Source organism: Paraburkholderia sp. BL23I1N1, assembly GCF_003610295.1.
In the GTDB taxonomy this organism is placed as follows: domain Bacteria; phylum Pseudomonadota; class Gammaproteobacteria; order Burkholderiales; family Burkholderiaceae; genus Paraburkholderia.
Window position 1 is genome coordinate 207,018 of the sequence record NZ_RAPV01000001.1, and the last position, 25,213, is coordinate 232,230.

At 62.8% G+C, this 25,213-nt stretch carries 21 protein-coding genes and 1 pseudogene; 14 read left to right on the plus strand and 8 right to left on the minus strand.

Annotated features, from left to right (window positions below; genetic code table 11):
- The 10 genes from murD (at position 1) to lpxC (ending at position 11,618) form a co-directional block, all read left to right on the plus strand.
- The gene (gene murD, locus B0G76_RS01060; protein ID WP_120289389.1) at positions 1-1,515 is read left to right on the plus strand and encodes a UDP-N-acetylmuramoyl-L-alanine--D-glutamate ligase; all 1,515 of its coding nucleotides are present in this window, start codon (positions 1-3) and stop codon (positions 1,513-1,515) included.
- Positions 1,512-2,792, plus strand: coding sequence for a putative lipid II flippase FtsW (gene ftsW / locus B0G76_RS01065; RefSeq protein ID WP_120289391.1), 1,281 nt, complete (start codon positions 1,512-1,514; stop codon positions 2,790-2,792). The genes murD and ftsW overlap by 4 nt, the downstream gene beginning before the upstream one ends.
- A complete protein-coding gene (gene murG, locus B0G76_RS01070; protein WP_120289393.1) occupies positions 2,789-3,907 on the plus strand; it encodes an undecaprenyldiphospho-muramoylpentapeptide beta-N-acetylglucosaminyltransferase in 1,119 nt (372 codons plus the stop codon). Before ftsW ends, murG begins: the two co-directional genes overlap by 4 nt.
- A complete protein-coding gene (gene murC / locus B0G76_RS01075) occupies positions 3,904-5,307 on the plus strand; it encodes a UDP-N-acetylmuramate--L-alanine ligase (RefSeq protein ID WP_120289395.1) in 1,404 nt (467 codons plus the stop codon). Before murG ends, murC begins: the two co-directional genes overlap by 4 nt.
- A 5-nt stretch (positions 5,308-5,312) precedes the next feature.
- On the plus strand, positions 5,313-6,266 hold the full coding sequence (locus B0G76_RS01080) for a D-alanine--D-alanine ligase (protein ID WP_120289397.1): 954 nt from the start codon (positions 5,313-5,315) through the stop codon (positions 6,264-6,266).
- Positions 6,267-6,301: 35 nt separating this feature from the next.
- A complete protein-coding gene (locus B0G76_RS01085; protein ID WP_120289399.1) occupies positions 6,302-7,054 on the plus strand; it encodes a cell division protein FtsQ/DivIB in 753 nt (250 codons plus the stop codon).
- A 27-nt stretch (positions 7,055-7,081) separates the two neighbouring features.
- Positions 7,082-8,314, plus strand: a complete 1,233-nt coding sequence (gene ftsA, locus B0G76_RS01090; RefSeq protein WP_007180311.1) for a cell division protein FtsA — start codon at positions 7,082-7,084, stop codon at positions 8,312-8,314.
- 131 nt (positions 8,315-8,445) lie between these two features.
- Entirely contained in the window at positions 8,446-9,648 is a 1,203-nt protein-coding gene (gene ftsZ / locus B0G76_RS01095) for a cell division protein FtsZ (RefSeq protein WP_074282119.1), read from the plus strand.
- A 259-nt stretch (positions 9,649-9,907) separates the two neighbouring features.
- Positions 9,908-10,411: a peroxiredoxin gene (locus tag B0G76_RS01100; protein WP_120289401.1), complete on the plus strand. Its 504-nt coding sequence runs from the start codon at positions 9,908-9,910 to the stop codon at positions 10,409-10,411.
- 289 nt (positions 10,412-10,700) lie between these two features.
- The gene (gene lpxC / locus B0G76_RS01105) at positions 10,701-11,618 is read left to right on the plus strand and encodes a UDP-3-O-acyl-N-acetylglucosamine deacetylase (protein ID WP_120289403.1); all 918 of its coding nucleotides are present in this window, start codon (positions 10,701-10,703) and stop codon (positions 11,616-11,618) included.
- Positions 11,619-11,698: 80 nt separating this feature from the next.
- Here lpxC and B0G76_RS01110 read toward each other — a convergent pair whose 3' ends face one another.
- Positions 11,699-12,184, minus strand: coding sequence for a DciA family protein (locus B0G76_RS01110; RefSeq protein WP_120289405.1), 486 nt, complete (start codon positions 12,182-12,184; stop codon positions 11,699-11,701).
- 289 nt (positions 12,185-12,473) lie between these two features.
- Here B0G76_RS01110 and secA point away from each other — a divergent pair, with 289 nt between their 5' ends.
- From secA to B0G76_RS01130, 4 genes are all read left to right on the plus strand, one after another.
- Entirely contained in the window at positions 12,474-15,284 is a 2,811-nt protein-coding gene (gene secA / locus B0G76_RS01115) for a preprotein translocase subunit SecA (protein WP_120296125.1), read from the plus strand.
- 149 nt (positions 15,285-15,433) lie between these two features.
- A complete protein-coding gene (gene argJ / locus B0G76_RS01120; RefSeq protein ID WP_120289407.1) occupies positions 15,434-16,675 on the plus strand; it encodes a bifunctional glutamate N-acetyltransferase/amino-acid acetyltransferase ArgJ in 1,242 nt (413 codons plus the stop codon).
- Between the two features lie 42 nt (positions 16,676-16,717).
- Complete coding sequence (locus tag B0G76_RS01125) at positions 16,718-17,587, plus strand: ATP-binding protein (protein ID WP_120289409.1); 870 nt, start codon at positions 16,718-16,720, stop codon at positions 17,585-17,587.
- On the plus strand, positions 17,584-18,006 hold the full coding sequence (locus B0G76_RS01130; protein WP_120289411.1) for an NUDIX domain-containing protein: 423 nt from the start codon (positions 17,584-17,586) through the stop codon (positions 18,004-18,006). Before B0G76_RS01125 ends, B0G76_RS01130 begins: the two co-directional genes overlap by 4 nt.
- A gap of 93 nt (positions 18,007-18,099) precedes the next feature.
- On the opposite strand, the gene B0G76_RS01135 is transcribed toward B0G76_RS01130, so the two are convergent.
- The 7 genes and pseudogenes from B0G76_RS01135 to B0G76_RS01165 all read right to left on the minus strand — a co-directional run bounded on the left by B0G76_RS01135 (position 18,100) and on the right by B0G76_RS01165 (position 24,910).
- Positions 18,100-18,297, minus strand: a complete 198-nt coding sequence (locus B0G76_RS01135) for a DNA gyrase inhibitor YacG (protein ID WP_120289413.1) — start codon at positions 18,295-18,297, stop codon at positions 18,100-18,102.
- A 108-nt stretch (positions 18,298-18,405) separates the two neighbouring features.
- Positions 18,406-19,161 carry a cell division protein ZapD gene (gene zapD / locus B0G76_RS01140; protein ID WP_091798841.1) on the minus strand — a complete coding sequence of 252 codons (756 nt, stop codon included), beginning with the start codon at positions 19,159-19,161 and terminating at the stop codon, positions 18,406-18,408.
- A gap of 196 nt (positions 19,162-19,357) precedes the next feature.
- Positions 19,358-19,960 (minus strand): dephospho-CoA kinase, encoded by a 603-nt coding sequence (gene coaE, locus B0G76_RS01145; protein WP_120289415.1) that lies wholly within the window; start codon positions 19,958-19,960, stop codon positions 19,358-19,360.
- A gap of 3 nt (positions 19,961-19,963) precedes the next feature.
- On the minus strand, positions 19,964-20,905 hold the full coding sequence (locus B0G76_RS01150; protein ID WP_120289417.1) for an A24 family peptidase: 942 nt from the start codon (positions 20,903-20,905) through the stop codon (positions 19,964-19,966).
- A gap of 28 nt (positions 20,906-20,933) precedes the next feature.
- On the minus strand, positions 20,934-22,163 hold the full coding sequence (locus tag B0G76_RS01155) for a type II secretion system F family protein (RefSeq protein ID WP_120289419.1): 1,230 nt from the start codon (positions 22,161-22,163) through the stop codon (positions 20,934-20,936).
- Positions 22,160-23,466: pseudogene (locus B0G76_RS01160) on the minus strand (GspE/PulE family protein). Before B0G76_RS01160 ends, B0G76_RS01155 begins: the two are co-directional and overlap by 4 nt.
- A gap of 139 nt (positions 23,467-23,605) precedes the next feature.
- Complete coding sequence (locus B0G76_RS01165) at positions 23,606-24,910, minus strand: HlyC/CorC family transporter (RefSeq protein WP_120289421.1); 1,305 nt, start codon at positions 24,908-24,910, stop codon at positions 23,606-23,608.
- Positions 24,911-25,213 lie beyond the last annotated feature (303 nt).

Below are 25,213 nucleotides of genomic sequence, written 5' to 3' on the forward strand. Positions count from 1 at the left end.
ATGTTTGGCGAGAAGTTTCGGGATCGGCAAAAGCCGATGGTGCTCGTGCTGGGACTGGGTGAATCCGGTCTCGCGATGGCGCGCTGGTGCGCGCGGCACGGCTGTCGGCTGCGTGTGGCCGATACGCGCGAGGTCCCGCCGAACCTGTCCGCAATGGAAGCGCACGGCGTCGATGCCGAGTTTGTCGGCGGCCCGTTCTCGCTCTCGTTGCTTGAAGGCGTCGAACTCGTGGCGATCAGCCCGGGTTTGTCGCCGCTCGCCGCCGACTTGCTGCCGCTGATCTCTGCGGCGAGTGAGCGGGCCATCCCCGTCTGGGGTGAGCTCGAATTCTTCGCGCAAGCGTTGAAGACGCTCGGAGAAAGCGGTTACGCGCCGAAGGTGATCGCGATCACCGGCACCAACGGCAAGACCACGACGACGAGCCTCACCGGCCTGCTGTGCGAACGCGCGGGCAAGAAGGTCGCGGTGGCGGGCAACATCAGCCCGGCCGCGCTGGACAAGCTCAGCGAAGCGATCGACCACACCGCGTTGCCCGATGTGTGGGTGCTCGAACTGTCGAGCTTTCAGCTGGAAACCGCACACACGTTTTCCCCGGATGCAGCCGTCGTGCTGAACATCACGCAGGATCATCTGGATTGGCACGGCGGCCTCGATGCGTACGCCGCCGCGAAGGGGCGCATTTTCGGGCCACAAACCGTGCGCGTGCTGAATCGCGACGACTCGCGCGTGATGGCGCTGGCGCCTTTGGCGGACGCTGACGCAGCGGTGATCACCTTCGGCGTCACCGAACCGAAGAACGACGGCGACTATGGTCTGTTGCGCGACAACGGCATGATCTGGCTGGTCGAAGCGCACGATCGAGACCCCAGCGATGAACCCGCGCCGACACGCCGTCGCAAGAACGAAGTGGCGGCACCGAAGCACATCGCGCTCAAACGCCTGATGCCCGCGGACGCGCTGCGCATTCGCGGCCTGCACAACGCCGCAAATGCATTGGCGGCGTACGCACTGGCGCGCGCGATCGCTCTGCCTGGTGCGCCGCTCCTGCACGGCCTGCGCGAATACCATGGCGAGCCGCATCGCGTGGAATTGATCGCGTCGATCGAAGGCATCGATTACGTCGACGACAGCAAGGGCACCAACGTCGGCGCGACGGTTGCCGCGCTCGACGGTCTCGCGCAACGCGCGGTGCTGATCGCCGGCGGCGACGGCAAGGGCCAGGATTTTGAACCGCTCGCCGCGCCGGTGATGCGGTGGTGCCGTGCCGTGATGCTGATCGGCCGCGACGCACCGCAGATTCGCGCCGCGCTGGAAGATACCGGCATCGCGATGACCGACCATGCGACGCTCGAAGAAGCGACGCGGGCCGCCACCGCATTGGCGCAACCGGGCGACGCCGTGCTGCTGTCGCCGGCTTGCGCGAGCTTTGACATGTTCAAGGGTTACGCCCATCGCGCGGCGGTATTCCGCAGCACGGTGGAAGACATCGCGGCCGAACGGGGGACGATGATATGAGCTGGTCGGAACGATTCGGTTCGCGCCTTGCCGGCTCCCGTGCCGGCAATGGCGATACAGGCAGCACGGGTCGCACTTCGGGACGCACCGGCGGAAGCGGTCTCGCGAGCGCCGTGAACGGCGTGCGTCCGCTGCGCTCCCGGATGCTCGATTACGATCACTCGCTGCTGTGGGTGGTCGTCGCCTTACTCGGTCTCGGCGTCGTGATGGTGTATTCGGCGTCGATTGCGATGCCCGATTCGCCGAAGTACGCGTCGTACCGCGACTACGCATTCCTCGTGCGCCAGATCATTTTTGTTGTGATGGGCTCGGTGATCGGCGTCGTGTCGTTCCGTATTCCGATCTCGACGTGGGATAAGTACGCGCCAAAGCTCTTCCTGATTTCGCTGGCCGCGCTGGTGATCGTGTTGATTCCGCACATCGGTAAGGGCGTGAACGGTGCTCGTCGCTGGATTCCGCTCGGCATCACGAACATGCAGCCGTCGGAAATCATGAAGCTGGCCGTGACGATCTACGCGGCGAACTACACGGTGCGCAAGCAGGAATACATGCACAGCTTCGCCAAGGGCTTTCTGCCCATGGCGGTGGCGGTGGGTCTCGTCGGCGCGTTGCTGCTGCTCGAGCCGGACATGGGCGCGTTCATGGTGATCGCAGCGATCGCGATGGGCGTGCTGTTCCTCGGCGGCGTGAACGGCAAGCTGTTCGGCGGTCTGGTGGCCACCGCAGTCGGCACGTTCAGCTTGCTGGTGTGGGCGTCACCGTGGCGTCGTGAGCGGATCTTTGCTTACCTCGATCCGTGGGACGACCGTTATGCGCAGGGTAAGGCGTATCAATTGACGCACTCGCTGATCGCTTTCGGACGCGGCGAGTGGTTTGGCGTGGGTTTGGGCGGCAGCGTCGAGAAGCTCAACTATCTGCCGGAAGCACATACCGACTTCATCCTCGCGGTGATCGGCGAAGAACTCGGTTTTGTCGGCGTGCTCGTCGTGATCCTGATGTTTTACTGGATCGTGCGCCGCTCGTTTGAGATCGGCCGTCAGGCGCTCGCGCTCGACCGCACGTTTGCCGGGCTGGTCGCGAAGGGCATCGGCATCTGGTTCGGCGCGCAGACCTTTATCAATATGGGTGTGAACCTCGGTCTGCTGCCAACCAAAGGTCTGACGTTGCCGCTCGTTAGCTACGGCGGCTCGGGCATCGTGCTGAACTGCGTGGCGGTGGCCGTGTTGATGCGTGTCGATTATGAGAACCGGGTGTTGATGCGTGGAGGCAAAGTATGACGGCTCTCCCGCAACGCACGCTGATGGTGATGGCCGGTGGCACCGGGGGACACGTGTTCCCGGGGCTTGCGGTCGCGCACCTGATGCAGGCGTGGGGCTGGAAGGTCGTATGGCTCGGAAATCCCGCGGGTATGGAAGCCACGCTGGTGCCGAAACACGGCATCCCGATGGAATACGTGCGCTTCGGCGGACTGCGCGGCAAGGGCCTGAAGACCAAGCTGATGCTGCCGCTGAATCTGCTGCGTGCCTGCTCGCAAAGTCTGAGCGTATTGCGTCGCGTGAAGCCGGACGTCGTGCTCGGCATGGGCGGTTACATCACGTTTCCAGCGGGTTTGATGACTGCGTTGAGCGGCCGTCCGCTGGTGCTGCATGAACAGAATTCGATCGCGGGTCTCGCCAACAAGGTGCTCGCGAAAGTCGCCAGGCGCGTGCTGGTCGCATTCCCGAATGCGCTGCCGCACGGCGAATGGACCGGAAACCCGATTCGTGCGGAACTTGCGCGCGCAATTGCACCCAAAGCACGCTACGCAGCGCGCAGCGGTCCGCTGAATGTGCTGGTGGTGGGCGGCAGTCTGGGCGCCGCCGCATTGAATGAAGTGGTGCCGCGCGCGGTTGCGCTGCTGGCGCCGAATGAACGTCCGCGCATCGTGCATCAGGCGGGCGCGAAGCATATTGAAGCGCTGCGCGAGAACTACGCGGTGGCCGGCTTGCAAGCGGGCGCCGATGTCGAGCTCGTGCCGTTCATCGACGACATGACGAGTGCGTACGCGAACGCGGATCTGGTGATCTGCCGTTCGGGCGCGATGACGGTATCGGAGATAGCCGCAGTAGGGGTGGCGGCGTTCTTCGTGCCGTTTCCGTTTGCAGTAGACGATCACCAAACCACTAATGCAGCGTTCCTCGCCGATAACGGCGCGGCGCTGGTCGTGCAGCAACGCGATCTGTCGGCGGAAATGCTCGCCGACTGGTTGCGCAGCCAGACGCGAGCAACCCTCGCGGAGATGGCGGAGCGTTCGCGCTCGCTCGCGAAACCCGACGCCACGGAACAGGTCGCAAAGATTTGCGCGACTGTGGCGGGTTCGATTTCGGGCGCGAGCCCAGAAGGAAAGCAATGAAACACATCGTCAAACATATTCACTTTGTCGGCATCGGCGGTGTCGGCATGAGCGGCATCGCGGAGGTGCTGGTCAACCTCGGCTATCAGGTGAGCGGCTCGGACCTGACGAGCAACGCCGTGACTGATCGGCTTGCCGCACTCGGCGCGCGGATCGCGATTGGTCACGCGGCGGAGAACATCGAAGGCGCGAACGCCGTGGTCGTTTCCACGGCGGTGCGCAGCGACAATCCGGAAGTGCTGGCCGCGCGTCATCGCCGCATTCCGATCGTGCCGCGCGCCGTGATGCTCGCGGAACTGATGCGCCTGAAGCAGGGCATCGCGATTGCCGGTACGCACGGCAAGACCACCACCACCTCGCTGGTAGCGAGCGTGCTGGCCGCGGGCGGGCTCGATCCGACGTTCGTGATCGGCGGCCGACTGATCAGCGCCGGCGCAAATGCGCGTCTGGGTACGGGCGACTTCATCGTCGCCGAAGCGGACGAGTCGGATGCGTCGTTCCTGAATCTGTTCCCGGTGATCGAAGTCATCACGAACATCGACGCCGATCACATGGACACCTACGGGCACGACTTCGCGCGGCTCAAGCAGGCGTTTATCGAATTCACGCATCGTCTGCCGTTCTATGGAATCGCGGTGCTGTGCGTCGACGATCCGAACGTGAAGGAGATCCTGCCGTTCGTGTCGAAGCCGATCATCCGTTACGGTTTCGCGCCGGACGCACAGGTGCGCGCGGTCAACGTCGAAGCGCGCGGCGGCAAGATGCATTTCACGGCAATGCGTGAAGACGCGGCGCCGATCGACATCGTTTTGAACCTGCCTGGCGAGCACAACGTGCAGAACGCGTTGGCTGCAATCGCAATTGCGACTGAACTTGAAGTGAAAGATGCCGATATCCAGCGAGCGCTGGCGGATTTCAACGGCGTGGGCCGGCGCTTCCAGCGCTACGGCGAAGTGCCGGTCGTGTCGGAAGGTAAAGCGGCCGGCGCGTACACGCTGGTCGACGACTACGGCCATCACCCGGTCGAAATGGCGGCAACGGTGGCGGCGGCGCGCGGCGCGTTTCCTGGGCGGCGCCTGGTGCTCGCATTCCAGCCGCACCGCTTCACGCGCACGCGCGATTGCTTCGAAGATTTTGTGAAAGTGTTGTCGACCGTCGACGCCTTGGTGCTGACCGAGGTCTATTCGGCCGGTGAAGCGCCGATCGTCGCCGCGGATGGCCGCGCGCTCGCGCGTGCGCTGCGCGTGGCGGGCAAGGTCGAGCCGGTATTTGTCGATACGGTGGATGAAGTGCCGGACGCGCTCTCAACAGTAGTGCGCGACGGCGATGTGGTGATCACGATGGGCGCGGGTTCGATCGGCGGTGTGCCGGGTCGCCTGGCGCAAGAAACGAAGGTGTGAGTGAAATGAGCAGCATTAAAGCGGACGAGCTCGCTAAACAATTCGGCAAAGTGGCAGTGCTGCTCGGTGGGGACTCTGCCGAGCGCGAGGTGTCGCTCAATTCCGGCCGCCTCGTGCTGCAAGGTCTACGCGACGCCGGTATCGACGCGCATCCGTTCGATCCGGCCGAGCGTCCGCTTGCCGCGTTGAAGGACGAAGGCTTCGTGCGCGCGTTCAACGCGCTGCATGGCGGCTATGGCGAGAACGGCCAGATTCAGGGCGCGCTGGATTTTTACGGCATCCGTTACACCGGTAGCGGCGTGCTCGGTTCGGCGCTCGGTCTGGACAAGTTCCGTACCAAGCTCGTGTGGCAGCAACTCGGCATTCCGACGCCGCCGTTCGAGGCCGTGCTGCGCGGCGACGATTACGAAGCGCGTGCGAAAGACATCGTCGCGAAGCTCGGCTTGCCGCTGTTCGTGAAGCCGGCCAGCGAAGGCTCGAGCGTCGCGGTGATCAAGGTGAAAAGCGCCGACGCATTGCCGGCCGCGCTGCTCGAAGCGATCAAGTACGACAAGATCGTCGTGGTGGAAAAGAGCATTGAAGGCGGCGGTGAATACACGGCATGCATCGCGGGCGATCTGGATCTGCCGGTGATCCGCATCGTGCCGGCCGGCGAGTTCTACGACTACCACGCGAAGTACATTGCCAACGACACGCAGTATCTGATTCCGTGTGGTCTGGCCGCTGACGAAGAATCACGCCTGAAAGTGCTGGCGCGCCGCGCATTCGACGTACTCGGCTGTACCGATTGGGGCCGCGCCGATTTCATGCTCGACGCCGACGGCAATCCGTACTTCCTGGAAGTGAACACGGCGCCTGGCATGACCGATCACTCGTTGCCGCCGAAAGCGGCGCGCGCGGTGGGCATCAGCTATCAGGAACTGGTTGTCGGCGTGTTGGCGCTGACGCTCAAGGACTAACAAAGGACTAACCGGGGCAACCCGAAAGCAACACCATGTGGAACAACGTTCGCCAGCTCAATCTCGCCGCCAACGCATTGCATGCGTTGCTGGTGCTCGTGCTGCTGGCGGCTGGCGGTTACTGGCTGATTCAGCGCCCGAATTTCGCGTTGCGCGAAATCCAGATCGACGGCGATACCGAGCACATCAATTCGCCGACGGTGCGCGCCGGGGTAGTAGGGCGGTTGAAGGGCAACTTTTTTACGGTGGATCTCGATGTCGCACGGCAGGCGTTCGAGCAGATGCCGTGGGTGCGTCATGCGAGCGTGCGGCGGGTCTGGCCGAATGCATTGGCTGTCACGCTTGAAGAGTACAAACCGCTTGGAACGTGGGGCAGCGATCAGTTGGTGAGCGTGGACGGCGATCTGTTCACCGCGAACCAGGGTGAGCTCGAAGAAGAGCTACCCGCGTTCGACGGCCCGGACGGAACGGCCAAAGAAGTCGTCGCGCGTTATGGCGACTTCAAGAAGTGGTTTGCGCCGTTAGGCGCAACGCCCGAAGAAGTCACGCTGTCGCCGCGTTACGCGTGGACGGTGAAGCTGTCGAACGGCATGCAGGTGGAACTGGGGCGCGAACGGAATCAGGACACGCTGCTTGATCGCAGCAGGCGCCTGACCGCGGCGTGGAACGCGGTGACGCAACGTTGGGGAAAGGATATCGAGCATGCGGACTTGCGCTATCCGAACGGTTTCGCGATTCGTGCCGCTGGCATGCGCTTTATCAGCGAACCCGACAAGGGCAAGAAGTAAACGGACATCACACGCAATGAGCACGCTATGAGTAAAGACTATAAAGATCTGCTGGTCGCCCTCGACATCGGGACGTCGAAGGTAGTGGCTATCGTCGCCGAGTTGAAGGGCGAGGGTCACTACGAGGTGATCGGCCTCGGCCAGAGCGAATCGAAGGGGCTCAAGAAGGGCGTGGTGGTGAATATCGAAGCCACCGTGCAGTCCATTCAGCGCGCGCTCGAAGAGGCCGAGTTGATGGCCGACTGCAAGATCACGAACGTATTCACCGGGATCGCCGGCAGCCATATCCGCAGCTTCAATTCGAGCGGCATGGTGGCGATCAAGGAAAAGGAAGTCACGCAGACGGACGTCGCGCGCGTGATCGAGACGGCGAAGGCGATCAACATCCCGACCGATCAGCAGGTGCTGCACATCCTGACGCAGGAATTCATCATCGACGGTCAGGAGGATGTGCGCGAGCCGATCGGCATGAGCGGCATCCGGCTGGAAGTGAAGGTGCATATCGTTACTGGCGCGGTAAGCGCGGCGCAGAACATCGTGAAGTGCGTGCGCCGTTGCGGGCTCGAAGTGAACGATCTGATCCTGCAGCCGCTCGCTTCGTCGCTGGCGGTGCTGACGGAAGACGAAAAGGAACTCGGCGTGGTGCTGGTCGACATCGGCGGCGGTACGACGGATATCGCGATTTTCAGCGAAGGCGCGATTCGTCACACGGCGGTGATTCCGATCGCCGGCGACCAGATCACCAGCGACATCGCGATGGCCTTGCGCACGCCGACGCCGGACGCGGAAGACATCAAGGTCGACTACGGCATTGCGAAGCAGGCTTTGGCCGATCCGGACGAAATGATCGAGGTGCCGGGTCTCGGCGAGCGCGGGCCGCGCACGCTGTCGCGCCAGGCGCTGGCGGCCGTGGTCGAGCCGCGTGTCGAAGAACTGTTTTCGCTCGTGCAGCAGGTGGTGCGCGAGTCGGGTTACGAGGAACTGCTGAGCTCCGGCGTGGTGCTGACCGGCGGCGCGTCGATGATGCTCGGCATGGTCGAACTCGGCGAGGACATTTTCCTGAAGCCGGTGCGCATAGGCGTGCCGGAATACGCGGGCGGTCTCGCCGATGTCGTGCGGAACCCGCGTTATTCGACGGCGATGGGTCTGCTCGTCGAAGGACGCTCGCAACGGATGCGCGGCCGCAAGGTCGCAGTGCAGTCGGGGTCGATGGGCCAGGTCTTCACGCGAATGAAAGACTGGTTCCTCGGCAACTTCTAAAGAATTCGTTTTTAAGAACAGGTTTCGAAAACTCGCGCTGGTGCCGGCGGCTGGCGCGCGACAGGAGGTTGCCCGATCTCCTGCCGAATAACGGCCGAGTGGCTGTAATTTTTTATCTTGACGGAGGCAACATGGAATTCCAGATGCTGGAAACCGAAACGAACGGCACCATCATCAAGGTGATCGGAGTCGGTGGCGCTGGCGGCAATGCCGTTCAGCACATGATCAATAAAGGCGTGCAAGGCGTCGACTTCATCGTGATGAACACGGACGCGCAGGCTCTGTCGCGTTCGCGCGCCTCGGCGGTGATCCAGCTCGGCAACACGGGTCTGGGCGCCGGCGCCAAGCCGGAAATGGGCCGCGCCGCAGCGGAAGAAGCACGTGAGCGCATCGCCGACGCACTGCGCGGCGCGCACATGGTGTTCATCACCGCCGGTATGGGTGGCGGCACGGGCACGGGTGCAGCACCGGTGGTCGCGCAGATCGCCAAGGAAATGGGTATCTTGACTGTTGGCGTAGTCAGCAAGCCGTTCGAATTCGAAGGCGGCAAGCGCATGCGTGTGGCAGAAGCTGGTTCGCAGCAACTGGAGGATCACGTCGACTCGCTGATCGTCGTTCTGAACGACAAGCTGTTCGAGGTGATGGGCGATGACGCCGAGATGGACAAGTGCTTCCAGTGCGCAGACGACGTTCTGAACAACGCAGTTGCCGGCATCGCGGAAATAATCAATGTCGACGGTCTGGTGAACGTCGACTTTGAAGACGTGAAGACGGTGATGGGCGAGCAGGGCAAGGCAATGATGGGCACGGCGACGGTTGCCGGCGTCGATCGCGCGCGTCTGGCGGCTGAGCAGGCTGTGGCCAGCCCGCTGCTGGAAGGTGTGGATCTGTCGGGCGCGCGTGGCGTGCTGGTCAACATCACGTCGAGCCGTTCGCTGCGTCTGTCGGAAACGCGCGAAGTGATGAACACCATCAAGAGCTATGCGGCAGAAGACGCAACCGTGATCTTCGGCGCGGTGTACGACGATGCAATGGGCGACGCGCTGCGCGTAACGGTCGTGGCCACGGGTCTGGGCCGTGCGGCGAAGAAGCAGCAATCGGCACCGATGACGCTGCTGCGCACCGGCACCGACAATCAGCCGATCGGCGCGATGCAGCACGCTGCTTACGCACCGTCGTCCTCGCATGCAAGCACGGCCGATTACGGCGCGCTGGATACGCCGGCTGTGTGGCGCACCTCGCGCGATACGGCGGCTTCGCACGTGCAGGCGCTGCAGGAAAAGGGCGTCGATACGTACGACATTCCGGCATTCCTGCGCAAGCAGGCGGACTGAGCGCACGAGCAGGCTTTCGTTGCCGCGCTGCGGGTTGTCAAGCAGTGCAGCGCTGGCGGATGAATGCACGAGCGTGGCGGGTGAACGGCGAACAAGCCGCGTATCGTCTGATTCGCGGCAAGGACAAGTGCCCTCTTCGGATTCGCGAAGCGGATGGGGCAACTGTCGCCGGAGGGCGGGGCCCTTGTTGGGCGGACGCTGAATTCACTGCGACACGACAACGTGCGAGCGTGCTTCGCATCGATGCAAAGGACTGAGCATGATTCAAACAGGTGAAAAGCTGCCCGACGCGACGCTCTTCGAGTTCGTCGAAGACGCGCGGGCGGGTTGCACGCTGGGGCCCAACAGCTTCGACGTGCGTGAGCAGACGGCGGGTAAGCGCGTGGTGATCTTCGGATTGCCGGGTGCGTTCACGCCGACCTGTTCGGCCAAACATGTACCGGGTTACGTCGAGCACGCCGAGCAGTTGCGCGCGCTTGGCATCGACGAGATCTGGTGCGTGTCCGTCAACGACGCGTTCGTAATGGGCGCGTGGGGACGCGATCAGCACGCCTCGGGCAAGGTGCGCATGATGGCGGATGGCAGTGCGGCTTTCACGCGGGCGCTCGGTCTTGAGCAGGATTTGTCGGCGCGCGGCATGGGAATCCGTTCCCAGCGCTACGCGATGGTTGTCGACGACGGCGTGGTCAAGACGTTGAACGTCGAGGCTGCCGGCAAATTTGAAGTGAGCGATGCAAGGAGTATCCTCGCGACGTTGAGCTAGTTACGGTTGCGTTCAATGCCGACGCCCCGAAACTGCGCGGTTACCGCGTTGTATCAGGGCAACGGCGTATAAGAAGCTTTTGTGACAGGCCGTTACGCGGGCCGACGACCGGAAACGCCTCCGTTCCGGACGTCGGCCCGTCACGCTTCCCTGACGGGCGCCCAATAGGTAATGCACCGAAACAGATTGATACGTTCCGTGCAACGACGCTTCTTAGGGTATTGGAGTATAATTCGCGCTATGGAATAAAAAGTCCCGATTGGGATTTTCAATCGAATAGAAGATCACCATGCTGAAGCAGCGCACTATCAAATCAATCGTCAAGACAGTCGGCATCGGCCTGCATTCCGGCCGCAAAGTCGAACTGACGCTCCGCCCGGCGGCGGCGAACACCGGCATCGTGTTTTCGCGCGTGGATTTGCCCACGCCGGTGGATATTCCCGCGTCGGCGATGGCGATTGGCGATACGCGCCTGGCTTCCGTATTGCAGAAAGACGGCGCGCGCGTGTCGACCATCGAGCATTTGATGTCCGCATGCGCAGGCCTCGGCATCGATAACCTCTATATCGACGTCACCGCTGAAGAAATTCCGATCATGGACGGCAGTGCGGGTTCGTTCGTGTTTCTGATTCAGTCGGCTGGTATTGAAGAACAGAACGCGGCGAAGAAATTCATCAAGGTCACCAAGCCGGTGGAAATTCGTGACGGCGATAAATTCGCGCGTCTCGATCCGTACTTCGGTTTCAAGCTCAAATTCACCATCGATTTCCGTCACCCGGCTGTGGATAAAACCGGCCAGGCGCTGGAAGTGGATTTCGCCAATACGTCGTATGTGCGGGAAATTGCCCGTGCGCGTACGTTCGGCTTTGCGCATGAAGTGGAAATGATGCGCGAACTCGGTCTGGCACGCGGCGGCAGCATGGATAACGCCATCGTGCTGGACGAATACCGCATTCTGAACAACGACGGGCTGCGTTACGACGACGAATTCGTGAAGCACAAGATGCTCGACGCAATCGGCGATCTGTATGTGGTCGGCCATCCGTTGCTGGCTTCGTACACGGCGTACAAGTCGGGCCACGGCCTGAACAACGCGCTGCTGCGCGAGTTGCTGGCGCATGAGGATTCGTACGAAGTCGTCACGTTCGAAGACACGCAGAAGGCGCCGCGCGGCTTTGCGTACGAAACGCAGACGGCGTTTGCGTAATGTGCGTAGCGGCTTCGGGTGAATTGTCCGAAGCGAATGGATGAAAAATAAGCGGCCCAGATGGGCCGCTTATTTTTTGTTCAACGATTTCGCCGATGCCGCGCGGCCATTTTCGCCAACGCTTCCTGCAGCGGCGAGGGCGCGAGCGATTCGGAGAGCGCTTGCAGCGCGTCCGCACCGGCCGGCGTCATGCGCGCCTGCTTGACCGGCGGTGGCTCCTTGAGGGGTTGCGGCCGTACTCGAATCCGCAGCGCATTGACCGGCCAGCCGCGCTGCTGCAAATCCGACAGCAACCGTGGCTCAATCTGCCGCAAGCGCGCCGCCAGCGCATTGTGGCCGGCAAACAGGGCCAGCACGCCTTCTTTAATGAAGCTCGGCTCCACGCTCGTGGCCAGATAATCGGGCAGCAACTCGCGCAGATCCTTTTCCAGCGCCGCAATCTGCTCGACGCCCGCGCGCAGGGCCGCGTACGCGTCGGTGCGATTCAGCACTTCGGCGAGGGGCTGCGGGCGGCGCGCTTTGAACTGCTTGGGCGGCGGCCTTGAAAAGGACGGAAAACGGCTCATGTTTGGTCGTGGCGGCGTGTCGCACCGGATGTACGCTCACGCCGCGATTGTACCGCGCGGGATGCACGCGGAACCGCCTCAACGTGTCCTGTCGGAGGTCGCCGCAGCGGGCGTCCCGTGCCTTGCTGCCGTCGCACTGCTGACACAGGCGCGGGCGGGGGCGCGTGCTAAAATGCCCGATTCGAATTCACTCTTGGACTAAGCCGCCGAGGCCCTTCCGACCCCGGAGCGCACGTGCATGAACCGCACGCCGCGAACCAGCCGAAGCCGCGACGCAGACACCGATCCGATGACCACCGGTTTTCTACAGAAGATTTTTGGCAGCCGCAACCAGCGGCTAGTCAAGCAATATCAAAAGACCGTCATGGCGATCAATGCGCTCGAGCCGCAGATCGAGCAATTGACGGACGACCAACTGCGCGCCAAAACGGGTGAATTCCGCCAGCGCGTCGCGAGTGGCGAGTCGCTCGACAAGCTGCTGCCGGAGGCCTTCGCGGTATGTCGCGAGGCCAGCAAGCGGACGCTGAAAATGCGCCACTTCGACGTGCAGCTGATCGGCGGCATGGTCCTGCACTACGGCAAGATCGGCGAAATGCGCACCGGCGAAGGCAAGACGCTCGTCGCTACGCTGCCGGTGTACCTGAATGCGCTGTCCGGCCGCGGCGTGCACGTCGTCACCGTCAACGACTACCTTGCCCAGCGCGACGCCGAATGGATGGCGCGCCTGTACAACTTCCTGGGGCTGTCGGTCGGCATCAACCTGTCGCAGATGGATCACGGCGCGAAGCAGGAAGCGTACGCCGCTGACATCACATACGGCACCAACAACGAATTCGGCTTCGACTACCTGCGCGACAACATGGTCTACGAGACCGAAGCGCGCGTGCAACGAGCCCTGAATTTCGCGGTGGTCGACGAGGTCGACTCGATCCTGATCGACGAAGCCCGCACCCCGCTGATCATCTCCGGCCAGGCCGAAGACCACACCGAACTCTACGTGCGCATGAACGCGCTGCCGCCGCTGCTCGAACGCCAGATCGGCGAAGAGAAGGCGGACGGCACCGGCGTCGAAAAGCCGGGCGACTACACGCTCGACGAGAAAGGCCGCCAGGTCTTCCTGACGGAATCGGGCCACGAGAAGGCCGAGCGTCTGCTCGCCGAATGGGGCCTGATCGGCGAGGGCGAAAGCCTGTACGCACCGCAGAACATCACGCTGATGCACCACGTGTACGCCGCATTGCGCGCGCACACGCTGTTTTTCAAGGATCAGCACTACGTCGTCCAGAATGGCGAAGTCGTGATCGTCGACGAATTTACCGGCCGTCTGATGTCGGGCCGCCGCTGGTCGGATGGCTTGCACCAGGCTGTCGAGGCGAAGGAACACGTCAAGATCCAGAGCGAGAATCAAACGCTCGCGTCGATCACGTTCCAGAACTACTTCCGTATGTACGCGAAGCTGTCCGGCATGACCGGTACGGCCGACACCGAAGCGTACGAATTCAACGAGATCTACGGTCTCGAAACGGTCGTGATCCCGACCAACCGTCCGCCGAAGCGGATCGACAAGCAGGATCAGATCTACAAGACCGCCAAGGAGCGTTATGACGCGGTGATCCGCGACATCCGCGATTGCCACGAGCGCGGTCAGCCGGTCCTGGTCGGCACGACGTCGATCGAAAATTCGGAATTACTGTCGCATCTGCTGAAGCAGGCCGGCTTGCCGCACGAAGTGCTGAACGCCAAGCAGCACGCGCGTGAAGCCGAGATCGTCGCCGAAGCCGGCCGTCCGCAGCGTGTCACGATTGCCACCAACATGGCCGGTCGCGGTACCGACATCGTGCTCGGCGGCAACGCTGAGAAGCAGGCGTCGTTCATCGAGCAGGACGAAACGCTCGCTGAGGACGACAAGCAGCGCCGCATCCAGAAGCTGCACGACGAATGGCAAGCGCTGCACGATCAGGTGAAGGCCGCGGGCGGTCTGCACATCATCGGCACCGAACGTCACGAATCGCGCCGGATCGACAACCAGTTGCGCGGCCGTGCCGGCCGTCAGGGCGACCCGGGTTCGTCGCGCTTCTATCTGTCGCTGGAAGATCCGCTCCTGCGCATTTTCGCGGGCGATCGCGTGCGCGCGATCATGGACCGCCTGAAGATGCCGGAAGGCGAGGCGATCGAGGCGGGCATCGTGTCGCGTTCGATCGAATCGGCGCAGCGCAAGGTTGAAGCGCGCAATTTCGACGTTCGCAAGCAATTGCTTGAATACGACGATGTGTCGAACGATCAGCGCAAGGTGATCTATCAGCAGCGCAATGAATTGCTCGAAGCGAACGACATCACCGAAACCATTGGCGCCATGCGTCATGGCGTGATCGCCGATATCGTTCACCAGTTCGTGCCGGCCGGCAGCATTGAAGAGCAGTGGGACGTGCCCGAGTTGGAGGAAGTGCTGCGCAACGAATGGCAGCTCGACCTCGCGATTCAGGAAATGATCAACGAGTCGAACTCGATCAGCGCGGACGAGATTCTGGAGGCGGTCGAAGCCGCTGCGGACGAAGCGTATGAATCGAAGGTCGAACAGGTCGGCCGCGAATCGTTCAGCGCGTTCGAACGCTCGATCATGCTGCAAACGCTGGACCGCAGCTGGCGCGAACATCTGGCCGCGCTCGACCACTTGCGCCAGGGCATCCATCTGCGCGGTTACGCGCAGAAGAATCCGAAGCAGGAATACAAGCGCGAGGCGTTCGAACTGTTCGCCGCGATGCTCGACGCCGTGAAGCTTGAAGTCACCCGCGTGGTGATGAACGTGCAGATCCAGTCGCCGGAACAGCTGGAACAGGCCGCCGAGCAGTACGAAGAGCAAGGCAGCCACCTCGAAAACGTCGAGTTCCGTCACGCCGAATTCGCCGAAGCGGCAGCAGCAGCGCCTGCCGCCGCGGAAGCGGCTACGGCCGCCATGATCGGCGAGGCGATGAGCCACGGCTCCTCGCACGCCGTCGCGTCGGACGTGGGCGCGGACAACGTGCCGAAGGTCGGCCGTAACGACCCGTGCCCGTGCGGCAGCGGCAAGAAGTACAAGCAGTGTCACGGTAGGATTGCATAATGGCGAAAGCGGCGCGCTTTAAGCGCGCCGCTTCGTTTTACACAGCGTTTTGCTGGTGATTTCGCGGTGGTTCGGCAACGCGCCCGAGCCATCAGTTTCCGTTCCTCGATGCCGGCGCCTGCCGGCATTTTCTTCGACAGGTCGCGACCATGGCTGTCAATTTCCCCTCGATCGATCCCGCTCAACTTCACCCTGTCGCCGGCGTCACGCTGGGCTGGGCAGAGGCGAATATCCGCAAACCGAACCGCAAGGACGTGCTGGTCATTTCCGTTGGCGTTGGCGCGACGGTAGGCGGTGTGTTCACGCAGAACCGCTTTTGCGCCGCGCCGGTCACGGTGTGCCGTGAGAATCTGGAGCGCGTGCGTGCGGGCGGCAAGCCGATTCGCGCGCTCGTGATCAACACCGGTAATGCGAACGCGGGCACCGGCGAATCGGGCCTCGTTGCAGCACGCGAGACCTGCGCGGAACTCGCGCGCCTCGCGGACATCGCGCCGGAGCAAGTTCTGCCATTTTCGACGGGCGTGATTCTGGAACCGCTGCCGGTCGATCGTCTGAAGGCAGGTCTGCCGGCCGCGCTGGCGAACCGCAAGGAAGCGAACTGGTATGACGCCGCCCAGGCGATCATGACCACGGACACGCTGCCGAAAGCCGCCTCGCGCCAGGTCACGATCGACGGCCATACGGTTACGCTCACCGGCATCAGCAAGGGCGCCGGCATGATCAAGCCGAACATGGCGACCATGCTCGGTTTCCTCGCGTTCGACGCTGCCGTCGCGCAGCCCGTGCTCGACGCGCTGGTCAAGCACGTGGCGGACCGTTCGTTCAACTGCATCACGATCGACGGCGATACGTCGACCAACGATTCTTTCATCCTGATCGCCTCGGGCAAATCGAGCCTGCCGGCGATCACGTCCACCGATTCGCCCGCTTATGCAGCGTTGCGCGACGCGGTGACCGAAGCCGCCCAGACCCTCGCACAACTGATCGTGCGCGACGGCGAAGGCGCGACCAAATTCATGACCGTGCAAGTCGAAGGCGGCTCGAGCGTCGGCGAATGCCGCCAGATCGCGTACGCGATCGGCCACTCGCCGCTCGTGAAGACGGCCTTCTATGCATCGGACCCGAATCTCGGCCGCATTCTCGCGGCCATCGGCTATGCCGGCGTGGACGATCTCGACGTCGGCAAGATCGATCTGTATCTGGACGCCGTGCTGGTCGCAACTTCCGGCGGCCGCAATCCGGCCTACCGTGAGGAAGACGGCCAGCGCGTCATGAAAAAGAGCGAGATCGGCATTCGTGTCGTACTCGGCCGCGGCGATGCGCAAGCCACGATCTGGACTTGCGACCTGTCTCACGACTACGTGAGCATCAACGCCGACTATCGTTCGTAACCAGGTTCATTACGCGGCGCTTTGGCCGCTTTTTTCACAGCCATGGACAAACTCGAACAGTTTCTGACCCGGGCCGAAGCCGTGCTCGTCCGCCTCGAAGCGATGCTTCCGCCTGCCGAACCGGAGATCGACTGGTCGGCCGCGGTTGCTTTTCGCTGGCGCAAGCGCCAGGGGCGCGGCTATTTGCAGCCGGTGCACGCCATTTCGTCGATCACGCTCGGTGACCTGCAAAACATCGATCGCCAGAAAGGGTTGATCGAGCAGAACACGCGTCAGTTCGTGCACAAGCAGCCGGCCAATAACGTACTGCTGACGGGCGCGCGCGGTACGGGCAAGTCGTCGCTGATCAAGGCGTGCCTGAACGCCTACGCGAAAGACGGCCTGCGCCTGATCGAAGTGGATAAGGACGATTTGCACGATCTGGGCGACATCGTCGATCTGATTGCGCAACGGCCGGAGCGCTTCGTGGTGTTCTGCGACGACCTCTCGTTCGAAGACGGCGAGTCGGGCTACAAGGCGCTGAAGGTCGCGCTCGACGGCTCGATTGCCGCGCAGTCGGACAACGTGCTGATCTACGCGACATCCAATCGCCGCCATCTGCTGCCCGAGTACATGAGCGACAACGAGACGTACAAGCACACGTCCGACGGCGAGATTCATCCGGGTGAACTGGTCGAAGAAAAGATCTCGCTGTCCGAGCGCTTCGGGCTGTGGGTCAGCTTCTACCCGTTCAAGCAGGACGATTACCTGTCGATCATCGGCCACTGGCTGCGCTATTTCGGCTGCGACGACGCGGAAGTCGAAGCGGCGCGCGGCGATGCGCTGGTGTGGGCGCTGGAGCGCGGGTCGCGTTCAGGGCGCGTCGCATGGCAATTTGCTCGCGACTGGTCGGGCCGGAAGACCTCGGCATGAGCGACGCGCAGAAGAACACGGCTGGCCGCCCGGTGACCGAAGTGGCCGTCGGCGTGCTGATTCAACCGGACGGACACTATCTGCTGGCGCAGCGCCCGGCCGGCAAACCGTACGAAGGGTACTGGGAGTTTCCGGGTGGCAAGCTGGAGGCGGGCGAGTCGGTCGAGGCCGCGCTAGCCCGCGAGTTGCATGAGGAGCTGGGTATCGACGTCAAGGCGAGCCATCGCTGGCACACGCTCGAACACGACTACCCGCACGCCTATGTGCGGTTGTTCTTCTGCAAGGTGACGGAATGGACGGGCGAACCGCATGGCCGCGAAGGCCAGGCATTTGTCTGGCAGGCGCTGCCGGCAGATGTTTCGCCGTTGTTGCCGGCCACCATCCCCGTGCTGGAATGGCTTGCCGCTGAGAAAAACTAGAAAAATGGTGCACGGTTGCCGGCGGCGCTGCGTAAGCAGCGTCGTCCAGCGCGACTGCAACACACTGCTGCGTGCGTTTGCGGCCTTCCGCCTTCAATGCGGGTTGTAATCCCCGCCAGGCGATTCATCCGGCGGCGTTTCTTGATCTGTGCCGCCTATCTTGTACTTCTCGGCGGCCCAGGCGCCAAGATCGATCTGCCTGCAGCGATCGGAGCAGAACGGGCGGAAGCGGTTTTCAGGGGTCCAGCGGACATCCTTGCCGCAAGTGGGGCATTTGACGACGGTAGGCATACAGTCAGGCAGGCAATCGGAAACGGAACAAGTAATGAATATAGGGGCATTTTTCGCCGCTTTAAAGGCGTTGCCCCGCGCTTCAGTTCGAAGAGTATGAGGCGGCCGTTACAGGCTGCACAACGTGAGCTGGAACGGCACGTCGACATCTACCGCGCGCGGACGCAGATCGCCGTCCTGCACCGTGAATCGCACCCAGAGCATGTACTTGTTAGCGCTGGCCTCCGGAATTACCCGCAATTCAGGCGCCACCCGTACTTGCATCAACTGATATGAACGGCCTGACAGCATCTGCTGGTAGCTACCCTGCATTGCCATGACCTTGGACGCCTGACCCGATTCGCGCGCGAGACGCAGCACAATCGTTGCCGCATCGCGCAACGGCAGCAGTGGCGTGACCCATTTGGCGATGTCCTGCCGGCGCTGATCGGGATGAATCTGCTGCCATGCGTAGTACGAAGGCAGATCGAACTTGCAGGTGCCACCCGGGATGATCGCGCGGCTGCGGATGCTGGCGAGCCACTCGTTATCTGCCAGATGCTGGCCGGTCTTGCCCTGCATCTGCGAAAGTCCCGCCAACGTCTGCTCGATTTCTCCCAGCACCGCTTCCAGCGCGTTCTGCTCGATGCCTGGATTGCCCCGGAACGGCGCCAGGGTTTGCCGCTGGCGTTCGAGTTCCTTCATCAGATCGGACTTCAGATCCGCGCGACCCGCGACCTCTGAGATCTCGAACAACGTTGTCAGTGCGACGTGATGCTCCCTGGCGTCTTCCTGAGTTAGAAAGAACGTGAAGCGCTCGAACAGATCTTCGAGGCGCAATAGCGTCCGGATTCGCTCGTTGAAGGGATACTCGTAAAGGATCAAGCGGGCTCGCCTCGGGCGTGGTCGGTGACGGGAATGCAGAACATTCTAATGCCGTGAGACTACCCTAGCAATCACGCACTTTTTCAGCGCACTTTTGGAATTTTTTTCACGTGCTTCGGGTGGTTTTCTGCGTGCCATGCGTACGTGCCGTTGCGCCGCCGAGCAAACCGCGCAACAAGCCACGCTCAGCGAATTCTCATGCACCCGCTAGCGACAGATAGACGCGATGCTGAGCATCGACTTGCGACTTGAGCGCATCGAGCGGTGCGTTGTCGTTGTCGATGACGTCGTCAGCTGCCGCGAGGCGGGCTTCGCGCGTCGCCTGGCGGGCGATGATCGCCAGCACCTGTTCACGGCTGAACCCGTTGCGGCTCATCACGCGCGAGATTTGCGTCTCGACGCTGCAATCGACCGTCAGCACGCGATTCACGCGCGTCTTCCAGCTACCCGACTCCACCAGCAGCGGTACCACCACGATCACGTAGGGCCCTTGCGCTTCACGCTGTTCGCGCTCGGTCTCCGCGCGAATCAACGGATGCGTGATGCCTTCGAGGCGTTCGCGTGCGCCCTCGTCGCTGAACACCAGCGCGCGCATGCGGGCGCGGTCGAGCGAGCCGTCTGCCGCAATGAACGAATCGCCGAACTCCACGGCGATCTGCGGCATCGCAATGCCGTGCGGCGCCGTGATGCGGTGAGCGATCAGGTCCGTGTCGACGAGCGGAACGCCGCGCGCGCCGAACAGGTCAGCCACGGTGGATTTGCCGCTGCCGATGCCGCCGGTCAATCCCACAGCAAACATGCTTCAGCCTCCCAACGCCAGATAAAGCGGTGTGCCGAGAAATAGCGTAACAGCACCGCCCGCCGCGAGAAACGGCCCAAACGGCAGCGGCTCTTCGAAGCGCATGCGGCCGCGCCACGTCGCCGCGAGACCGACCACCGCGCCGGCGACCGCCGCGATCAGTACGATCTGCGGCAGCGCCGCCCAGCCGAGCCATGCGCCGAGCGCAGCCAGCAGTTTGAAATCGCCATAACCCATGCCTTCAATGCCGCGTATCAACCGGAACAGCCAATGTACGGCCCACAACACCAGATAGCCGAAGATCGCGCCCAGCACGGCGTCGTGGAGGCTCGCGAACATGCCGTTGAAGTTCACGATCAGGCCGGCCCACAGGAGCGGCAGCGTCATGGAGTCCGGCAGCAGATGGGTGTCGATGTCGATCGCGCTCATGGCGAGCAACGCGGCGCAGAGTCCGAAGGCGGCGAGCGCCATGCCGGTCGGCCCGTACAGCGCGAGCGCCCCTGCCGCGAAGGCGGCGCTGGCGATTTCGAGCAGCGGGTAGCGCAGGCTGATACGTGTCTTGCATGCGGAGCAGCGGCCGCGCAGCAGCAGGTAGCTCAGCACCGGCAGGTTTTCCCACGCGCTGAGCACGTGGCCGCAGTGAGGGCACGCGCTGCGCGGTACCCACAGGTTGTAGCGGGCGGGCAAGCCATCGGTTTCAAGCGGTTCTTCGGTGGCCTCGCTGACCTCTTCGCGCCACGCACGCTCCAGCATGATCGGCACCCGATGCGCGACCACGTTCAGGAAGCTGCCGATCACCAGACCGAATACGATCGCGAATGCAATCTGCAGGCCGTTGGGCAAACTGCCGAACGCGAGCTCGAGACCGGTTGCGACGTGGCCGGGCAGCAGAACCGAAAGCAGGCTGGAAGAGGTATCTGACACGAGCGGAATGGTGGCCTGCATAGTTAAAGGGTGGGATTTGGCTGCGATGCTACACCACGTTGCCGAGTTGAATAATGGGAAGATACATCGCGATCACCAGGCCGCCGACCAGCGTACCCAGCACGATGATGACAAGTGGCTCGCACAGGCTCGAGAGCATGCCGATCTTTTCGTCTACCTGACGATCGGCGAGCGACGCGACATCGATCAGCATCGTGTCGAGCGCTCCGGACTCCTCGGCAACCGCAATCGGCTGGACGACCTCGGGTGGAAAGCAGTGCGCCGCGCGCATGGCTGCGGCGAGCCGTTCGCCGCGCCGCAGCCGGGCGGCAATCTCCACGGTGGCACGGTCGAAATAAGCGTTGCCGGTGGCGTGAGTCAGCGAATCGAACGCGTCCGCGAGCGGTGTGCCTGCCGACAGCAAGGTGCCGAGCGCGCGGCTCCAGCGTGCCGCGCACAAGGTACGTAGCAACGGACCGGCGACCGGCATTGTCAGCGATACGCGCGCGAACCGGATGCGCGCTGCTTCGCAACGTCGTAGCAGAAATGTCACAGCCGAACTCGCTGCGAGGGTCATGACGGCGAGCGGAATGCTCCATTGCGCGGCACCTGTCGACAAAGCCAGTACGAACTGCGTGGGCGCGGGCAGCTTCGCGCCGAAGCCATCAAAGATCTGCTTGAACGTAGGCACGACCCAAATCAGCAACGCCGCGGCAATGGCAATCGCAAGCAGCAGGATCGCCACCGGATAGGTCAGCGCTGCGCGCACCTTGGCACGTTGCGCGGCGGCGCGTTCGCGATCGTCGGCGAGCCGGGCGAGGACCGTTGCCAATGCGCCGGCCGCTTCGCCAACCTCAACGAGCTGGCAATACAGCGCATTGAATTGCGCAGGATGCCGCTGCAATGCCGCCGAAAAACGCAGGCCGCCGGTGATATCACGCGCCAGCGCGCCGACGATTCGCGGCATACCGGACTGGCGCGAACTCTGCGCTTGAGCGAGAAGATCGAGCGCGGGTGCAAGCGGCAAACCGGCGCGTAGCAGGCTGGCAAGCTGGTGGGTGAATATCGTCACGTCGGTGGCGCGGGTCCTGGGGCGTGGCGCCGGCCCGCGGGCCGCCAGTTCGACGATGAACAGATTGTCGCGCTTGAGCATCGCTCGCGCGGCGCTGGCATCCGGCGCGATCAGTGCGCCATTCTTCTGCACGCCGTCGGCGTCGACGCCGCGCCATCTAAAACGCAAGTCGGTTACCGTTGGCTGAGCCGGTGTGGAGGTGTTCATGCGATCTTGGTCGCGGCAAGCGCTTCGGCGAGGCTCGTCGTGCCGTCGCGCACACGCGCCAAGGCCGCGTCGCGCAACGTGGCGACATGTTCGGTTTGCGCGAGCCGGGCCAGCTCATGAGTGCCAGCGCGTGCCACGATCAACTCGCGCATCGCGTCGGAGACTGGCATCACCTGGTGAACGCCGACGCGGCCGCGGTAGCCGATGCCGTGGCACGCTGCGCATCCGGGGGCGCCGAATGGATGCCAGCCGTCGAGCGGATCGTCGGCGAAGCCTGCTGCTCGCAAGGCCGCCTCCGATTGCGGCGCGGGTGCGCGGCATGCCACGCAGAGCCGCCGCACCAGCCGTTGTGCGGTCACCATTTTTAGTGCGGCGGCCAGGTTGTACGGTTCGACGCCAATGTCGATCAGGCGTGCGACGGCAGCAGGCGCGTCGTTCGTGTGTAAGGTCGACAGTACCAGGTGGCCCGTCTGCGCGGCTTTAACGGCAACATCGGCGGTTTCGTCGTCGCGGATTTCGCCAACCATGATCACATCGGGGTCCTGACGGAGAAACGCACGCAGCGCCACCGCGAATGTCAGGCCAGCCTTTTCGCGCGCGCTCACCTGGTTGATACCTGTCAACTGGATTTCCGCCGGATCCTCTACCGAGCACAGATTGCGCGCCTCGTCGTTGAGCATGTGCAGGAAGCAGTACAGCGACAGCGTCTTGCCGCTGCCAGTGGGCCCGGTGACCAGCACGTGGCCGTGCGGCGCGCGGATCGCGGCACCGGCCGATTCACGTTGTTGTGGATCGAGGCCGAGCGAGTCGAGAGAAAGATCGGTAGGCAACGCGTCGAGCCTGCGCAACACCAGCTTTTCGCCGAACAGGGTAGGTAGCGAGTTGACGCGATAGTCCTCGACGCGGCCGGGCGAAGTGGCAATACGCAGCCGGCCGTCCTGCGGTACGCGCCGTTCGGCGATATCCATGCGCGCCAGCACCTTTACACGCGTGATGAACGCGTCGCGTAGATGCGCAGGGGCCGGGGGATTTCATGCAGTACGCCGTCGATGCGCAAACGCACGCGCCAGCCATGCTCCTCAGGTTCAATGTGCAGATCCGACGCATTGCGTCGGGTTGCTTCCAGCAACGTGTCGGTCAGAAGGCGTACGGCCGGCGCGTTGTCGGAATCGGTCAGACTGGAGTTGAGGTTGGCACTGACAGTGGCGTCAGTCGCAAACGCGTTGTGCCTGGGTTTGGCGGGGCTTTCGCTATCGACTGCAACCGGCCGCAACGACGCCGCGCGTTGAAAAGAGTCTTGCATGTGGGACCGGTGATGAGCCGCCTGTGGAACATGACGGCTCCATCATCCGGTTAGTGCGCCGGCACCGCCATTCAGCCAATCGGCTAATGGCGCGCGCTGCGCCCATGTGCGATGCTGCGACTTGAAAGGGGCCCTGGGCCTAGCCGCGCGCAGCCTTGACGGCTTTCGCGCTCGCGCGAGTAGGCGGTTTGAACAGTTTGACAGTGCGAATCGCCTGGTCGTCGCTGCGCATCACCTCGAGTTTCACTTCGCCGATCTGCACGCACACGTCGCCGTCGGGAATGTCTTCGAGTATCTCGAGAATCAGTCCGTTGAGCGTTTTCGGTCCGTCGGTCGGCAGCGCGAGATGCAGCCAGCGATTCAGTTCGCGCAGCGGCATGCTACCCGCAACGATACATTCGCCTTTCTCGTTCCAGCCGCCGCGCGAATTGGCGCCACGCGGAATCGACGTGGTGAACTCACCGATCAGCTCTTCGATGATGTCTTCCGGCGTGACGAGCCCTTGCAACTCGCCGTATTCGTTCACGACCAGCGCCGTGCGGTGACGGCTCTCCTGGAAGTACTGCAGTTGCTGGAATACCGGTGTACCGGTCGGCACGAAATACGGCTCGGCCAGCAACTCGCGCAGCGTCTCGCGCTCCAGTTCCTGGTTGTGCAGCGCAGCCAGTGTCTTGCGTACGTGCAGCACGCCGAGCACGCGGTCGATGTCGCCTTGATAGACGATCAGCTTGTTGTGATAACAGGTTTCCAGCTGATGCAGGATCTGCTCGAACGGCGCGTCGAAGTCGAGCGCTTCGATGCGGCGGCGCGGGATCATCACGTCGTCGACGGAAATGTTCTCGAGGTCGAACAGATTCAGCAGAATGCTGCGGTGCTTGGTCGGCATGAAGCTGCCGGATTCGAGCACGATGGTGCGCAGCTCTTCAGTGGAAAGCCGCTGATCGTGCGCGCCTTTGGTATTGATATGCAGCACTCGCAGGATCGTGTTCGCGAACAGATTGACGAACCAGACGAGCGGCTTGCCGATTCGCATCATCGGTGCGATCAACAGGCTGGCCGGCAGCGCGATCTTCTCAGGGAACGTTGCGCCGACAATCTTCGGCGTGATTTCCGCGAACACGATGATCAGAAACGCGACGATGCCGGTCGCGATCGACAGCACTACGTTGTTACGGCCGAAGGTATGCAGCGCGATCGAGGTGGTGAGCACCGGGATGATCGTGTTGAACAGATTGTTGCCGATCAGGACCACGCTCAGCAGTTGATCGGTGTGCGCCAGCAGACCCTGAGTGGTCTTCGCGCCGAGCGCGTTCTGGTTGGCAAGGTGTTTCAGGCGATGGCGGTTGATCGCCATCATCGCCGTTTCGGAAATCGAAAAGAAGCTGGAGCAGATAAGCAGCAGAAAGACGGCGCCGATCTGCGCCCATAAGGGAAGTTGTTCCACGCGTAGTGATGGATAGGGGATTGGATGGAGAGAATATAGCAGAGGGGGCCGGGCGAACCGGCTGCGCGGACGGCCTGGGACGCCTAAGAAAACTCGCACGCAATGGCAAGCCGCTGACGAGGCGCAAGAAAACGCGACCCAAAACAAAAAAACCGCCAAGCAAGCTGGGCGGTTTTTCGAGCCTTGAACTAACAAGGCAAATCTGGTCGGGGTGAGAGGATTCGATTCTCTCTGAGGCCCGCCCCGTAAGGCTCTGACGCTGGCCGCTGCCCGTTGTGGGATGCGGTTGTGTAGCACCCGTAG

Excerpts from the sequence above, each read along its gene's own strand:
- murD (WP_120289389.1), top strand. The coding sequence starts at position 1 with ATGTTTGGCGAGAAGTTTCGGGATCGGCAAAAGCCGATGGTGCTCGTG.
- ftsW (WP_120289391.1), top strand. The coding sequence starts at position 1,512 with ATGAGCTGGTCGGAACGATTCGGTTCGCGCCTTGCCGGCTCCCGTGCC.
- murG (WP_120289393.1), top strand. The coding sequence starts at position 2,789 with ATGACGGCTCTCCCGCAACGCACGCTGATGGTGATGGCCGGTGGCACC.
- murC (WP_120289395.1), top strand. The coding sequence starts at position 3,904 with ATGAAACACATCGTCAAACATATTCACTTTGTCGGCATCGGCGGTGTC.
- B0G76_RS01080 (WP_120289397.1), top strand. The coding sequence starts at position 5,313 with ATGAGCAGCATTAAAGCGGACGAGCTCGCTAAACAATTCGGCAAAGTG.
- B0G76_RS01085 (WP_120289399.1), top strand. The coding sequence starts at position 6,302 with ATGTGGAACAACGTTCGCCAGCTCAATCTCGCCGCCAACGCATTGCAT.
- ftsA (WP_007180311.1), top strand. The coding sequence starts at position 7,082 with ATGAGTAAAGACTATAAAGATCTGCTGGTCGCCCTCGACATCGGGACG.
- ftsZ (WP_074282119.1), top strand. The coding sequence starts at position 8,446 with ATGGAATTCCAGATGCTGGAAACCGAAACGAACGGCACCATCATCAAG.
- B0G76_RS01100 (WP_120289401.1), top strand. The coding sequence starts at position 9,908 with ATGATTCAAACAGGTGAAAAGCTGCCCGACGCGACGCTCTTCGAGTTC.
- lpxC (WP_120289403.1), top strand. The coding sequence starts at position 10,701 with ATGCTGAAGCAGCGCACTATCAAATCAATCGTCAAGACAGTCGGCATC.
- B0G76_RS01110 (WP_120289405.1), bottom strand. The coding sequence starts at position 12,184 with ATGAGCCGTTTTCCGTCCTTTTCAAGGCCGCCGCCCAAGCAGTTCAAA.
- secA (WP_120296125.1), top strand. The coding sequence starts at position 12,474 with ATGACCACCGGTTTTCTACAGAAGATTTTTGGCAGCCGCAACCAGCGG.
- argJ (WP_120289407.1), top strand. The coding sequence starts at position 15,434 with ATGGCTGTCAATTTCCCCTCGATCGATCCCGCTCAACTTCACCCTGTC.
- B0G76_RS01125 (WP_120289409.1), top strand. The coding sequence starts at position 16,718 with ATGGACAAACTCGAACAGTTTCTGACCCGGGCCGAAGCCGTGCTCGTC.
- B0G76_RS01130 (WP_120289411.1), top strand. The coding sequence starts at position 17,584 with ATGAGCGACGCGCAGAAGAACACGGCTGGCCGCCCGGTGACCGAAGTG.
- B0G76_RS01135 (WP_120289413.1), bottom strand. The coding sequence starts at position 18,297 with ATGCCTACCGTCGTCAAATGCCCCACTTGCGGCAAGGATGTCCGCTGG.
- coaE (WP_120289415.1), bottom strand. The coding sequence starts at position 19,960 with ATGTTTGCTGTGGGATTGACCGGCGGCATCGGCAGCGGCAAATCCACC.
- B0G76_RS01150 (WP_120289417.1), bottom strand. The coding sequence starts at position 20,905 with ATGCAGGCCACCATTCCGCTCGTGTCAGATACCTCTTCCAGCCTGCTT.
- B0G76_RS01155 (WP_120289419.1), bottom strand. The coding sequence starts at position 22,163 with ATGAACACCTCCACACCGGCTCAGCCAACGGTAACCGACTTGCGTTTT.